Below are 13,789 nucleotides of genomic sequence, written 5' to 3'. Positions count from 1 at the left end.
ATGTTATTGCGGCGGCGGGTTCAGTTCAGCGCTGTCTGGGTATCCGGCGCCGTCTGGTAGAGCCCTTTCTGATAAGCCAGACTGCCCCACAGCGCCAGCCCGAGCGCGGCATCCTTCATGGCATCCGGCTGCGCCGCCGGGGTGAGGGTTTCGGTGGCGTCCTCGTAGATGAAGCCCTCCGCCGGGCGCTCAGGTTGCAGTATCACCACGTCCTTGCCCCGCATCAGGGCGAAATTCTTGTCGTACTGCATGATGGCGCGTCCCGGCCAGTCGGCGGGCATCCGGGTCAGGTCCTTGCCGAGCATGGGGTAGTCGGCGCTTATCCCCATCAGGGAGAGCAGGGTCGGCGCCATGTCGATCTGACTGACGATGCGGGGATCCTGCTTCGGGGCTATGCCGTCACCGATGATAATGCCGGGAATGTGGAAGCGGGGGATGGGCACCAGGCTGGCGCCGCCGACCCGGCTGTCGTGATCGGCGATGACCAGGAACAGGGTGTCCTTCCAGTACGCTGACTGCTTCGCCTTCTTGAAGAATTCGCCGATGGCGTAGTCGGCATACTTGGCCGCGTTGTTGCGGGTCTGCTTGGGCTGCTCATAGAGGGCGATGCGGTTGTCCGGGAATTCGAACGGATCGTGGTTGCTCGAGCTGAACACCAGGCTGAAGAAGGGTTTGCCCTGCTTGCTGAGCGCCTGGAAGGTCTCGTCGGCCTTGGCCATCAGATCTTCGTCAGAGGCACCCCAGGATCCCTTGAACACGGGGTTCTTTAAGTCCTTCTGCTCGACGATGGTGGTGAAGCCGTTGCCGAGGAAGAAGCTGCGCATATTGTCGAAGTGACTCTCGCCGCCATAGATGAAGCTGGTGTCGTAGCCGCGCTGTTTGAGCAGATCCGCGATGGTGAAGAAGTTGGTCTGGCTCTTGCCAAGCTTGACCACGGCCTGGGCCGGGGTGGGGGTGAAGCCGGTCAGCACCGCCTCGATGCCGCGCACCGAGCGGGTGCCGGTGGCGTAGAGCTGCTCGAACGCCCAACCCTCTTTCGACAAGGCATCGATGTTGGGGGTGAGCGGCAGGCCGCCGAGGGAGCCGACGAACTGGGCGCCCAGGCTCTCTTGCAGCAGGATCACCAGATTCTTCGGTTTACCGATATAGCTGGCTTCGTTGAAGGTCTGGCTGGGCAGGGTTTCCGAGCTGAATTCGTGGGATTCGCGACCACTCTCCTGGCGTACCAGCTCCAGAATGCGCTGGCGGGACAGCTTGCCGTAGAACTGGCTGGCATCCTCTTCGGCCCCCATCTGTTTGATGGCGAAAAAGAGGGAGTAAGAGGAGTTTACGGTCAGTGCATTGATCAGGGGATCGCTGGCAAACGCCACCATGGCCGGGTTCAGGGCGCGATGGCCCAGGCTGGAACGGGCGCCGAGAAAGCCTATGGCCAGAATGAGCAGGGCGAAGGCCGGGCGCAGATACCAGCGGGGGAAGGTGAGATCGCGCAGCAGGCGCCCGCTCAGCCACCAGCCACCGCCCAGGGTCAGCAGGCTGAACAGCACGGCGGCCAGCAGTTCTCCCTTGCGGCCGGCCCACAGCATGGAGAGTACCTCCTTCGGATAAATGAGGTACTCCACATAGAGGCGATTGGGCCTGACACCGTATTCGGTTACGAAGGAGGGAGTGGAGATCTCCAGGAAGAGCATCAGCCAGAGCCCCAGAGTCAGCCAGATTCGGATGATCTGCAGCCAGGCCCGACCTATGGGGTGGGGCCCAGCCAGCAGCAGGGTCAGCATGGCAGGGACGCCCCACAGCCAGCAGAGGGTGGCGAAATCGACTCGCAGCCCTTGCAGCAGCATCTCCTGCCAGCCGGCGACGGCGTCGACCCGTTCCAGTTGCCAGAAGCCGAGGCCGAGTCGGCTGACGGAGAGAGAGACGAGCGCGATCAATGAAAAAACGGCGATGGGCCAAAACGGTCCCAGCCATTGTCTAATAGTGGTCATTGTTGTTCCTACAAGCCTGTTTGCACCCGTCCTCGGGCACATTGTTTTTATATTGCTGAGTTATGACAGCGGGTCCGGGGAAAGGTTGCGTATAGGTGCCGTTTAAAAGGATGTTTTGGCACGATTTATGACTTTTATATAAGGGCCTCTAGGAGGCAGGACAGCATAAACGGCTGGAGAAACTGTGATCCTCCCTGCAAAGCCGTGCTGGCAGCTTATTTATAATGACGCCGAATTTTTCAATCGGAGCCGAAGGGATGCCGGTCTTTATCGATGTGGAATATTTGCAGGAATGGCGCCTGTTTGTGGTGCTCTCGGACGGCACCACGGGAGCGCTGGATTTGACCCCCTGGCGTACTCAGCCGCTGTTTGCGGCGCTGGATTCGGAGCGGTGTTGCGCCCGGGTCTTCATCAATCGCCACCACCAGCTGGAGTGGCCTGCCGGCTGCACCTTGTCGGCCCACGAGGTCTATCACCTGATCAAACCCATCAATGAGCGGGAAGCTTTCAGCTAACTCCCTGTTTTTGTGAGCCACCCCAAGATTCCTGTAGCAGGAATGTTTGTTCATTTGCCTTCTCTACCCAATTTGGGTAAAACCTGCGCAACATTTTGCCAACCCCTCTCCCAGCTTTGCCCGTCAAGGCTTGCCGCTTTCCGCCGCAGGCCTTTTTTGCGGCCGGATGGCAAACCTTCCCTTAGCTGAAAGGTTTGTTGGGTGAGATGAGAAAAACAAAAATAAACAGAGATAAGGAATAAACATGGCTTGTCATATGCGCACCCCGCTCGCCCTGCTGGTGGGTGGTCTCGTCTGTCACGGCGCCGCTGGTCAGGAGCAGATCCAGCAGCTGGAGCCCATGGTGGTGGTCGCCAGCCGCCCCGCCAGCACCCTGGAGGTGACCCTGGATCCCAAGAAACCGGGCTCACCCATGCCAGCGGCCGACGGTGCCGGCTATCTGAAGAACGTCACCGGCATGAGCATGGTGCGCAAGGGAGGGCTGGGGGGCGATCCCGTGTTGCGGGGAATGGGGATGTCTCGCCTCAACGTGCAGATGGATGGCGGCATGCTGGCCGGTGGCTGCGGCGGCCGCATGGATCCGCCCACCGCCTATGTGTTTCCCCAATCCTTCGACCGGATCCGGGTGCTGAAGGGGCCGCAATCCCTCGAGCAGGGCGCGACCCTAGCGGGAACCGTGCTGTTCGAGCGGGACAGGCCCGAGTTCACCGCCTCCGGCGTCAAGGCCGAGGCCTCGGCGCTCTATGGCAGCTTCGGGCGCGACGACCAGATGCTGGATGCTACCGTCGGTGCCCCCGAGGGGTATCTGCGCGGCCAGTTCACCCACTCCGACAGCGATGACTATCGCGACGGCCACGGCGACAAGGTGCGCTCCTTCTACCGGCGCGAGAATGGCACCGCCCAGCTCGGCTGGACGCCCAGTGAGCACTCCTGGCTCGAACTCACCGCCGAGCGCAGCAACGCCCGCGCCGCCTATGCGGATCGCACCATGGATGGCCCCATGTTTGATCGGGAGTCCTTCGGCATCAAGCTCAGGCAGGAGCAGATCAGCCGTCATTGGCGGCGCAGCGAGCTGACCCTGTGGGACAACGACATAGACCACATCATGGACAACTTCAGTTTGCGGCAAAGCAGCGGCATGAAGATGCTCTCCAACCCGGATCGGCGCAACACCGGCGGTCGCTGGGCCAATGACATAGTCCTGCCGGCTGACTGGCTGCTGACCGCCGGGCTCGATGCCAACCGGGATCAGCACAGGGCCCGCAGCGGGGTCGATTACGCCAGCCAGCCGCGCCAGCGCACCCTGCGCTTCGAGCAGCAGGGCGGTTTTGCCGAACTGGGCCGCCAGCAGGGGGCCCACAGCTACAAGGGGGGTTACCGGCAGGACAGGGTCGAGACCACCCGTTATGGCACGGGGGATCAAACCCTCTATAGCGATACCCTGACCCTGGACAGCGGTTTTGGCCGCTACGAATACCAGTGGTCGCCGGCCTGGTCGAGCTATCTGGCCTGGGGTCAGGCGAAACGGGCACCGGATTACTGGGAGCGCAGCAAGGACAGCGTGCCCTTTACCCTCAACCCCGAGCGCAGCCGTCAGTGGGATGCGGGATTGGCTTTGCGCAGTCGCGAGCTGGACTTGACCCTCTCCTTGTTCAGCGCCGACATCAAGGACTATCTGCTCTACAGCAACAAGTCGAACAAGGTTCGCAACATCGATGCCCAGACCCGGGGCGGCGAACTGGAAGGGCGCTGGCAGTTTGCCGAGCAGTGGCGTCTTGATGGCGGCCTGGCGGTGGTCTATGGCGAAAACCAGAGCGATAACCAGCCGCTGGCCCAGATGCCGCCGCTCGATGGCAAGCTGGCGCTGGGCTGGCGGCCGGCCGAGGCGTGGAACCTCACCCTGCTGGGCCGCGCCGTCGCTGCGCAGGACAGGGTAGATGTGGGCGCGGGCACGGTCGCCGGTCAGGATCAGGGGGAAACCCCCGGCTTCTTCACCCTGAACCTGAGCGGTGCCTGGCAGTTTGCAGAGGGGTGGCAGCTGTCGGCCGGGGTGGACAACCTGTTCGACACCTTCTACTACGAGCACCTCTCCAAGTCGGTGCACGCCAGTCAGGCGGGGCTAGGCTATGAACAGGTGGGTCGCATCCCGGAGCCGGGTCGCGCCGTCTGGCTCTCCCTCAACTACCGTTTCGCCTCCGCCGGCGTGCTCTAGACGAGGGTGTGCCGACTGAGGCAGGTAACGTTTTCAGTCACAGACCCGTGCTGGCGGGGCCGTTATCATGCCCTCACTGCGGCGCCTTGTGCGCCGATACCACCACAGCGGGAACATAACAATGAAACAAGGAACGTTGCGCTATGGCGGCCTGCTCGGGGCCGCCCTGTTACTGACGGCTTGCGGCAGCGGAGGCGGGGGATCCAGCAGCGAGCCCCAGCCCCCCGTGGTCAATCCGCCGCCTGCCACCGCCAGCCGTGCTTGCTACGGCAATGATCAGCCCGCCTGCAACCTGCGTACCTATCAGGTGATGGTGGAGTCCTTCGTCGATGGCGACAGCGCCGCCAACTACGGCGTCGGCTACGGCCCCTCCCAGCACAACGGCGATCTGCAGGGGATCATTGACAGCCTGGATCACATCAAGAGTCTCAACGTCAACGCCATCTGGCTCACTCCGGTATTCGACTCCTGCGCGGGGCAGGGCGGAGATGACAAACTGGATGCCACCGGCTACTTCGCCTGCGACTTCTTCACCGTGGATCCCAATTTCGGCAGCAATGCCCAGCTCAAAAAACTGGTGGATGCGGCGCACCAGCGTGGCCTCTACGTCTTCCTCGATGGGGTGTTCGGTCACGTCAACAAGGTGGGGGTGAGCAAGTCTTCACCTCAAGGGCGCCTGCCTGCCCTCAAGAGCGGCGGTGCTGGCTACCCGGGCCAACTGGTGGATTACAGCCAGCCCCAGAGCCTGGCCTACTTCAAGGAGGTAGCGCGTTACTGGGTCGAGCAGTACGGCATCGACGGCTGGCGCCTCGATCAGGCCTATCAGTTGGGGCTGGACGAGTGGCGTGCCATTCGCGGCGAGGTCGAGCAGGCCAGTGCGACGCGCAAGGCCGCCGGTCAGCAGTGGGGCACGCTCGGATACATGGTGGGCGAGGTGTGGAAGGGGGCCGATGAGATCCGGGCAGAGGCTTACGGCCCGAGCGATAATCCGGCGCTCTCCTCGGCGTTCGACTTCCCGCTGCGTTACGGCCTGGTGCAGGCGCTGGCGGTGGAGGAGTCAGGCAAGGGCGGCCAGGGGGCCAGCGTGTTCGACGCCAGCTGGAACAAGGTGGAGAACTACCCGGATCACGCCATGCCCAACCTGATGCTGGGCAACCACGATCTGGTGCGTTTCGGCGATCTGCTGGAGCGCGGCAACTTCAATCCGGCGGACTACTGGCAGCGCCACAAGGCGGCCTTCAGCTTCCTGGCGGCCCGCTCCGGCCCCATCACCCTCTATTACGGCGAGGAGTTTGGCGACGAGGTGCCGGGTTTTGCTGCGCAGGTGAGCGGTGACTGTGCGGCGCAGGGGCTCTGTGACGATCACGTGGCCCGCAGCGATGGCAAGGTGCCGGTTGCCACCGGCTTCGTGCCAAGCGGCGAGCAGGCCGAGCTCAAGCAGTGGCTCAGCCAGCTGCTGGCCCTGCGCGACAAGCATCCCGCCCTCTATCAGGGGGAGCGAGTCAAGCTGGTGGCCGATGGCAGCGTCTATGGGGACATCAAGCAGACGGCGGCGGAACAGATCGTCTACCTGCTCAACGTTTCAAGTACGCCCCAGAGCTATGCTCTGCCGGTCGGCAAGCTGCGCAGCGGCAGCGCCCTGCTGGATCTTCAGAGTGGCGAGAGCCTGGCCATAGGTGGCAGCAGCGTGACGGTGGACTTGCCGCCGCTGAGCGGTCGCTTCCTGCTGTTGCAATAAGATGTCTGACAGCAAAAGGGCTCCTGCGGGAGCCCTTTTCATTGGCAAACAGAGGTGGGATCACTTCTCGATGCCACTGCCCAGTTCGTCCTGATGGGCGCTGGCGGCCGGGGCGTGACCATTGCCATGGCGCCAGCTCTCCAGCCGGTTGTGCACGCCGCGGCGCAGGCTCTTGAAGCTGGTTTCGAGATAATCCACCCCCACCAGGATGGCCAGGGTGACGCCGGTGAGCAGCACGGCCTGGTGCAGCATCTGCATGCCGATGAGGGCGCCGAGGGCGGCCAGCATCCAGACGGTGGCGGCGGAAGTGACCCCCAGCACCTGACCATCCCGGGTCATCATGACGCCGGCGCCGAGAAAGCCGATGCCGGTGATGAGCTGGCCCAGCACTCGCGCCCGATCTGCACTTTCCGGGCTGACGGCGGCGCCGATGGCGAGAAAGCAGTAGGTGCCGAGTATGATGAGCGAGGAGGTGCGAATGCCGACCGGCTTGCCGCGCAGTTGCCGCTCCAGCCCCACCAAGGTGCCGCACACCAGGCAGACCAGGATGTTTTCCCAGCCAAGGGGCGCTATGTCCCACCAATCCGTTGTCATCATAATCACCTCTGCTGCCGATGCTTGTTATCCTGCCGCGCTCTGCCCCCGGTTTTCCAGCCGTTGCCGGAAGGCCCTGGCCAGGCGCTCGTAGAGGTCCTTTGCCTCCCTGTCCTCAATATCGCCACGTATCCAGGGATTGTCGATGATTTCCAGCAGCACGCAGTCGCGATCCTGCTGGCGCAGATCCACCCCGAACAGGCCATTGCCGAGTTGGTGCACGGCGCGTCTGGCGGTCTGCAACACCCGCTCCGGCACCTCATTAAGCGGCAGTGCCTCTATCCGGCTCATGTCGAGGGGATGCTTGCGGCGACGGATGCGGTTGCCGGGTTCTGGCCGGTAGCGGCGACAGGCGAACAGCGGCGAGCCATCGAGAAAGCCGATGCGCCAGTCGAATTCGGCGGGGATCCGGCTTTGCACCAGCAGCAGGGCGGAGCGGTCCAGACCCTCGTCCAGCAGGCGAGCCAGCTGCTGCGCGTCGCTGGCCATGGCCAGATCTCGCCCCTGTGCGCCGTCGGGCACCTTCACCATCAGCGGCAGGCCGAGCCGCTGCACCAGCTCGTCCACCTGATGACGACCACGACGGGTCACCACCATGGTGGGCGGCATGGGCACGCCGCTGCGCACCATCAGCTCGTAGAGGTAGAGCTTGTTGCTGCAGGCGAGGATGGCGCGGGAGCTGTCGATCACCGGCATCTTGAGCTGCTCGGCGCGGCGGGCAAATTCAAAGGTGTAGTGGCCGACCGCCGTTTCGGAACGCAGCCAGAGAGTATCGAACTCCGGCAACCGCTCGATGGCGGACGGTGCCAGCCTCTCGGCCTGGATCCCCTGGCCGGCGGCGGCCTGGATGAAGCGATCCAGCGCCAGGGTGTCACTGCTGGCGCGTCCATCTTCAGGATCCACCAGGATGGCGAGCTGATAGAGCGGGGCTGCGTGCTCCTCGTCGCCGGCACCGACCAGCGCCTGGGCGTGGTGCAGCATCAGCGCCTTCTCGCTCGGGCTCAACTCCAGCGGCGACAGGCTCTGCTGCTGGCGCACCGACCAGCCGTGGCGGCCGCGTTTCAGGGTCAGCTCCTGCAACGGCAGCTGGCTCAGGCCGTAGTAATAGCGTGCCAGCCCCGCCAGTTCGCTCTGCTCGCTCTGACCGAAGATGGCGCGGACCCGAATGCGATCTTCGCTCTGCTGGGCCAGCCAGCCCTGCAGCTTGCGCCACAGCTTGGCTGGCGGCTGCTGGGGTTGCAGCACGCTGATGGCCTGCAATCCCGGCAGACAGTGGTGGCCACGGGCCTGGGCCAGCAGGGAGCAGTAGTAGCCCGCGCTCAGGTGCTCCAGATTGCGGCAGAGGTTGATGATGCGGGGTCGGCCGCCGGTAGTCGGCACGCCGTGTTGCAGATAGGTGCGGGCGGTCAGCAGATAATCGGCATGGCAGGGCCAGTCGCCCGGCTCTTCGACGATGACGTAGGTACTCATATTTTCGGCTCCACAGAAAGGACTGCCTTGAATGGCAGGATCCCCAGTGGGCTTCGATGCACCGACAAGCACGACAATGGCGCGAGGGGAAACAAGAGGTTACAGTGCCTAATATGACGCTTTGGTAACTTGTGATACAAGTCGCATTTTTGGTGCTGAAGATAAATAACCGAACAAGGACTCCCCGTGTTGACCGTACGAGCGGCCCGAACCGATGATTTGGGCGCCATCGTTAAGCTGGAACGCTACTGTTTCCCCCCCGAAGTCGCCTTTGGCCGCAGCCGCTGGCACTATTTGCTTGCCCACGCCAAGGGACGCACCCTGCTGGTGCTGGATGAGCAGGATCAGCTGATGGGTTATCTCAGCCTGCTGGAGCACAAGGGTTGGGATCGACTGGTGATCCAGACTCTTGCCATCCGCTGGACCATTCGTCGCCAGGGCTGGGCCCGTCGTCTGCTGGAGCAGGTGATCCGGGAGGGGCGCGAGGCTGGCTGGGGGGCGATCCGCCTCGAGGTCGACGACGCCAACGAAGAGGCGCAGGCCCTCTATCAGAGGTTGGGATTCAGGCCCCAGCAAAGGTTGCCGGACTATTATGGCCGCGACCAGCATGCCCACCGGCTGGTGTTGCCGCTGGTGAGCGACGAGGTTCGAAACCTTAGGCGCCAGCGCCGCAGTGCCGTGCACAAGCCGCCCGGCGCCGTCAAATCCGCGCCTTGAGCGGCCATGAATCCGGAGGATCGGCATGAGCTGTGATGACTGTCTGGCTACCGCCATCAAGGCCAAGCTGGGGCGCTGCCCGGTCTGCGCTGGCCAGACCTTCGTCATCGGCCTGATTGGCTGGCTGGTCTGGTGGTGGTGCGGCGCCGACACCTCGGTCAATGCCCTCACTGGCCTGCTGTTTGCGCTGGGGGGCTCGGGACTGTTGCTGCTCCATCTGGTGGTATTTGTCTGGCGCAAGGCGACCGGACGTGAATTGAGCGATGAATGAATCTGAATAGATTCAGACAGATAAATAACAATATCGGTGTAGATATGGAGGTTCAGATGATTGCGATGGTAACGGGCGCCTCGTCCGGTTTTGGTGAAGCCATCAGCCGCCAGCTGGTGCAGGCGGGCTACAAGGTGATCGGCACCGGTCGCCGTGCCGAGCGGCTGGCCGCGCTGGCTGACGAGCTGGGCGAGCAGTTCCTGCCACTGGTGTTCGACGTGCAGGACAAGGCGGCCACCCGCGCCGCGATCGCCGGTTTGCCAGCCGCCTGGAGCGAAGTGGATCTGCTGGTCAACAACGCCGGTCTGGCGCTGGGGTTGGAGCCTGCCCACAAGGCGGATCTGGAAGATTGGGAGCAGATGATCGCCACCAACATCAGCGGTCTGACCCTGCTCACCCGCCTGCTGCTGCCGGGCATGGTGGCGCGCAATCGCGGCCACGTCATCAACATCGGCTCCATCGCCGGTACCTACCCCTATCCGGGCGGCAACGTCTACGGCGCCACCAAGGCGTTCGTGAAGCAGTTCAGCCTCAACCTGCGTGCCGATCTGGCGGGCACCGCCATCCGCGTCACCAACGTGGAGCCGGGCCTGTGCGGTGGCACCGAGTTTTCCAACGTGCGCTTCCACGGTGACGATGCCAAGGCGGCCTCCGTCTATCAGGGGGTGGAGGCGATCCAGCCGGACGATATCGCCAATACCGTGCTCTGGGTGAGCCAGCAGCCCGCCCACGTCAACATCAACAGCATCGAGATCATGCCGGTGGCCCAGACCTTCGGCCCGCTCAATATCAGCCGTCGCTGAGCTTCCCGTTTGACGAAATGAGAAGAGGCACCCAAGGGTGCCTCTTTGCTTTGAAGAGCCGGTCAGAGGCTCATGATCTTCTTGAACTCCTCCTCCGAGTACTTCTTCTCGGTGCGCTTGGTCAGATCCGTCATCAGCTTGTAGCGCAGATCTTTGGCCATCTGATAGGCCTGCTCCAACTGGCCGTAGGAGTAGTCGGCGGCCAGCCCGATGGCGGTGGCCTTGTCGTTGGCGTAGGTCTGCTTGAGGCTCTTGTCGAGCACGGCGACCTCCTTGTAGAGCTTGGCGCTCTCCTTGCTCCAGACGTTTCGCAGCAGCGGCAGGTATTTGTCCGGATTGGTATTGGCCAGCGCGGTCAGGCTGCGGAACTGCCAGTAGGCGGAATCGTCGGAGTAGCTATCGCTGCCGCTGCGATAGGGCTGGGGGTAGTTTTCCAGGGTGTTGTAGAGCGGCACCATTACAGATTCGGCCAGCACGCCATAGCTCTGCCAGATCAGCCCCTGCAGTTCTTTGGGCATCTCTTTGCGCAGCTGGATAACGTGGGATTCCAGCTGGCGATCGACGCGGATCGGCCGCTCCGCTTTGCCCGCCAGCGGCGTGCCGTCATAGGTGGCGCTCAGCACCCTAGCCACGTCCGGCACGGCGATGGAGGTATCCGGCTTCATAAACAGCGGATATTGCGCCTGCCGGGTCGGCTGCTTCTGGCTGGCGGTCAGCATTTTCTGGCCGAGCCATTCCCGATCCACGTTGTAGGGGTCGGCAATCACCCCAAACGCCTTGGCGAAGTTGAAATCCTTCGGATCGGCGTTATCCAGCAGTTTGTGCTCGCGTACAAACTCCAGCAGCTTGGGCGAGTGCAGCACATCGGCGCTGTCGAGAGCGACGCCGTGGATGCGCAGGCCGTTGGCCACCATGGCGTAGCTGTCGTCCGGTACCCGCACCGCGATCCAGTGGTGGCCGGAGCCAATCTCCATCAGCCAGGCCTCGTTCACATCCGCCAGATAGAGGCTGTTGCCCTCACCGGCGCCATATTGCTCCACATAGCGGCCGAGCAGCGCGACCCCCTCTTTGGCCGTCTTGACCTGCGGCAGGATTAGGGTCGGGATGATGGCCTCGATGACCCCCTTCTCGATCAGCGGATCGGCTTTCTGGGCCTTGTCGTTGACCTCGGCGCTGGTGGTGGCCGAGATGGCGACGTTGAACTCGTTGATGCCGCGCTCTTCATAATATTTGCCTGCCGGGTCGCTGGTGGTGGCATCCCAGTCATGGATGGCGGAGTAGGCGAAGAATGCCTTGGGCATCGGCACTTCCAGTCCGTTGCCCAGTTTCCAGCTTTTGCCCTCGTTCTGTTGCGCGGGTCGGAAGGTCAAATACTTGTTCCAGTTGTTGACGCCAAAATCCTCGTTTCTGGCGATCATCACGCTGCCATCGGCACTGGCGCCCTTGCCGACGATGAGGCCGGTACAGGCGTCGGCACTGGTGCCAAGCAGGGTGAGCAGGGTGGCGGAGAGAAGACTCAAGGTGTGTTTTTTCATGGGATTGCCCGAAGCGTAACGGTGAGTGAAAGCCAGGCGGTGGGATGGGATGCGCTCTGCCGCAGGCCGACGGCGGCATGTGAAGTATGCCGGTGGATTGGTCTGCCGATCATTGATGCCGCAAACATTTCATCCATAACACTGCTTGCTGGTTCTATCGTGCGCCAAAATTGTATGCTTCTGTAGTTGTTTATTTTGTGATCTGCACGCTAATCCTTGGCTTTCTCTGGCAGAGGCATCTGAGTGTAGAGAGATGTGCCGCAGCGTCATGAATGGGCAGCACAGGAGTCATGATTCTGACGCCTGGTTGCGGCGAGGAATGGGCGTGGCACCAGCCTGGATAAGGGATCCCGGCTCATCTGGCAAGTTGGCCTGTAACTTGCTGGTTTGATTGATAATGGTGGGGCCTGACGCCCCATGTGACCGGATCAGCCAGTGCGCGTTGCCGGGTATGCGTACCGAATTGGAGTCCCCATGGATATCAAACCTTACAGCCAGCAGCTTGCTCAGAGTGCTTCCAACAATCGCGCCCTGGCCACCCTCAACAGTGCCGGGGGGGGCCAGGGTGGTGGCTGGGAGGAGATGGTCAGCCTCTCCTCCCAGCGCATGACCAGTCAGGCCCAGCAGGTGCTCACCTACGAACACCTGGCCAAGAACAGCAAGCTGCCGCCGGCGCTGGACATCAGTTCAGACAAGGGCGGCATGATGCAGCAACTGGTGGACAAGGCGCTGGGGTTTGATCGCAAGAAGTTCAACGAGATAGAAGATAAGCTCAAGACGATCGCCGACAACAAGCAGCTGAGTGCCGAAGAGCGGGCAGAGCAGAGCAAACCACTGAACGAGCAGCGGGACGCCATGCTGCAGGATGCCATGGATCGCCTCACCGGCAAGAAGAGCGAGCCAAAGGAAGAGACCAAGAGCGCCTGAGTGATGGCCGGCGTGACTCGAACGGCAATCCGTGGTCGCTGGGGGCAAGCACTTGCCTCTGTCTGGGCGTCATGGCCGGGTGGCATATCCGGCACTGAATGGTCCGATCGGCACCACAAAAATCAAGCAGTAAAAAGGGAGGGCGGATGCCGCTCCCTTTTTTGATCTACCCGAGCCTGCTAGCGCGGCTCAGGTTGTGCTGGCAGGGGGATTTGCCACTTTTTATCGGGCACTATTTTTTCTCGGGTACTATTTTTTTTCGGGTACTATGCCGATGCCCACTGCCTGGGTCTGGACAGCCTTGATCTGGTCCCCTTTGGCGATCAGGTCAAACTGCGCCGGATTGTGCACCTTGAGCACTATGGTGTGATCCACGCCTTTGACGGTGACCGTCTGCTGCGCCTTGTCGACGGCAATGACGTCACCATACAGGGTCACCTTTCTGCCGATGCCGGCCCCCGGCTTCTGGCCAGCGGCGGCTTTGCCCGCATCCACCTCGACGACGCGCTGTCTGACGCCTGCCGTGCCCTTGAGCAGCTCCAGGTCCAGCATTTGCAGATATTTCAGTGCTACCGTGTCGCCGACCTTGAGGTTTTTCAGGTTGGTAACCTGTTCCCCTGCGACTATGTCAAATGCCTCACCGGCGGCATTTTTCAGGCTGACCTTGCGGCTTGCTATGTCGATGGCGGTCACCGTCGCCTGGGCGGTCATGGCTTCCACCAGGTTGGCCTTGCCCGGCGCGGTCGCGACTTCGGTGACCACCTCGGCGGCTTGTACCAGGCAGGTCGAGAGGGAGAGCAGACCGGCAATCCATGCATGCTTCAATTTCATGTTTCAGACCTTATGACGGGAAAATGAGGATGAGAGGGGGGTGGGCATGCTGGCCCTGATGGGGCATGGCACCGCCTTCCTGACAGACCATAGCAGAGCCACGTCAGGCCACCCGGCCGGACTCGATCGCAATGCGTGTTTTGATACCCAGCTCCCGTTTTTTGACCTCATGAGGCCACAGGCGCACAATT

The 13,789-nt window shown here is 62.3% G+C and carries 12 protein-coding genes; 7 read left to right on the top strand and 5 right to left on the bottom strand.

Annotated features, from left to right (window positions below; genetic code table 11):
• Positions 1-20: 20 nt before the first annotated feature.
• Positions 21-1,985: an LTA synthase family protein gene (locus tag ACW5XD_RS05500; RefSeq protein ID WP_456493992.1), complete on the bottom strand. Its 1,965-nt coding sequence runs from the start codon at positions 1,983-1,985 to the stop codon at positions 21-23.
• Between the two features lie 257 nt (positions 1,986-2,242).
• Here ACW5XD_RS05500 and ACW5XD_RS05495 point away from each other — a divergent pair, with 257 nt between their 5' ends.
• From ACW5XD_RS05495 to ACW5XD_RS05485, 3 genes are all read left to right on the top strand, one after another.
• Positions 2,243-2,500 (top strand): DUF2442 domain-containing protein, encoded by a 258-nt coding sequence (locus ACW5XD_RS05495; RefSeq protein ID WP_456493991.1) that lies wholly within the window; start codon positions 2,243-2,245, stop codon positions 2,498-2,500.
• Positions 2,501-2,744: 244 nt separating this feature from the next.
• Entirely contained in the window at positions 2,745-4,712 is a 1,968-nt protein-coding gene (locus ACW5XD_RS05490; RefSeq protein ID WP_456493990.1) for a TonB-dependent copper receptor, read from the top strand.
• Positions 4,713-4,833: 121 nt separating this feature from the next.
• The gene (locus ACW5XD_RS05485) at positions 4,834-6,450 is read left to right on the top strand and encodes an alpha-amylase family glycosyl hydrolase (RefSeq protein WP_456493989.1); all 1,617 of its coding nucleotides are present in this window, start codon (positions 4,834-4,836) and stop codon (positions 6,448-6,450) included.
• A 60-nt stretch (positions 6,451-6,510) separates the two neighbouring features.
• On the opposite strand, the gene ACW5XD_RS05480 is transcribed toward ACW5XD_RS05485, so the two are convergent.
• Together ACW5XD_RS05480 and ACW5XD_RS05475 are read right to left on the bottom strand one after the other, a co-directional pair.
• Positions 6,511-7,047 (bottom strand): MgtC/SapB family protein, encoded by a 537-nt coding sequence (locus ACW5XD_RS05480; RefSeq protein ID WP_456493988.1) that lies wholly within the window; start codon positions 7,045-7,047, stop codon positions 6,511-6,513.
• Between the two features lie 24 nt (positions 7,048-7,071).
• Positions 7,072-8,514, bottom strand: a complete 1,443-nt coding sequence (locus ACW5XD_RS05475) for a RimK family protein (RefSeq protein ID WP_456493987.1) — start codon at positions 8,512-8,514, stop codon at positions 7,072-7,074.
• A 186-nt stretch (positions 8,515-8,700) separates the two neighbouring features.
• On the opposite strand from ACW5XD_RS05475, the gene ACW5XD_RS05470 reads away from it, so the two are divergent.
• From ACW5XD_RS05470 to ACW5XD_RS05460, 3 genes are read left to right on the top strand one after another with little or no spacing between them, the layout of a single operon-like run.
• Positions 8,701-9,231: an N-acetyltransferase family protein gene (locus ACW5XD_RS05470; RefSeq protein WP_456493986.1), complete on the top strand. Its 531-nt coding sequence runs from the start codon at positions 8,701-8,703 to the stop codon at positions 9,229-9,231.
• A 25-nt stretch (positions 9,232-9,256) separates the two neighbouring features.
• Positions 9,257-9,502, top strand: coding sequence for a DUF3624 domain-containing protein (locus ACW5XD_RS05465; RefSeq protein WP_456493985.1), 246 nt, complete (start codon positions 9,257-9,259; stop codon positions 9,500-9,502).
• Between the two features lie 56 nt (positions 9,503-9,558).
• A complete protein-coding gene (locus ACW5XD_RS05460; protein WP_213392787.1) occupies positions 9,559-10,305 on the top strand; it encodes an SDR family oxidoreductase in 747 nt (248 codons plus the stop codon).
• Positions 10,306-10,367: 62 nt separating this feature from the next.
• Here the strand turns inward: ACW5XD_RS05460 and ACW5XD_RS05455 are convergent, their stop codons facing one another.
• Positions 10,368-11,840 carry a C69 family dipeptidase gene (locus ACW5XD_RS05455; protein WP_456493984.1) on the bottom strand — a complete coding sequence of 491 codons (1,473 nt, stop codon included), beginning with the start codon at positions 11,838-11,840 and terminating at the stop codon, positions 10,368-10,370.
• A 474-nt stretch (positions 11,841-12,314) separates the two neighbouring features.
• Here ACW5XD_RS05455 and ACW5XD_RS05450 point away from each other — a divergent pair, with 474 nt between their 5' ends.
• A complete protein-coding gene (locus ACW5XD_RS05450; protein WP_456493983.1) occupies positions 12,315-12,767 on the top strand; it encodes a hypothetical protein in 453 nt (150 codons plus the stop codon).
• A gap of 249 nt (positions 12,768-13,016) precedes the next feature.
• Here the strand turns inward: ACW5XD_RS05450 and ACW5XD_RS05445 are convergent, their stop codons facing one another.
• Positions 13,017-13,598, bottom strand: coding sequence for a hypothetical protein (locus tag ACW5XD_RS05445; RefSeq protein ID WP_456493982.1), 582 nt, complete (start codon positions 13,596-13,598; stop codon positions 13,017-13,019).
• Positions 13,599-13,789: the final 191 nt, after the last annotated feature.

Source organism: Aeromonas enterica (genome assembly GCF_054052465.1).
This window is presented reverse-complemented; position numbering and strand designations above follow the sequence as displayed.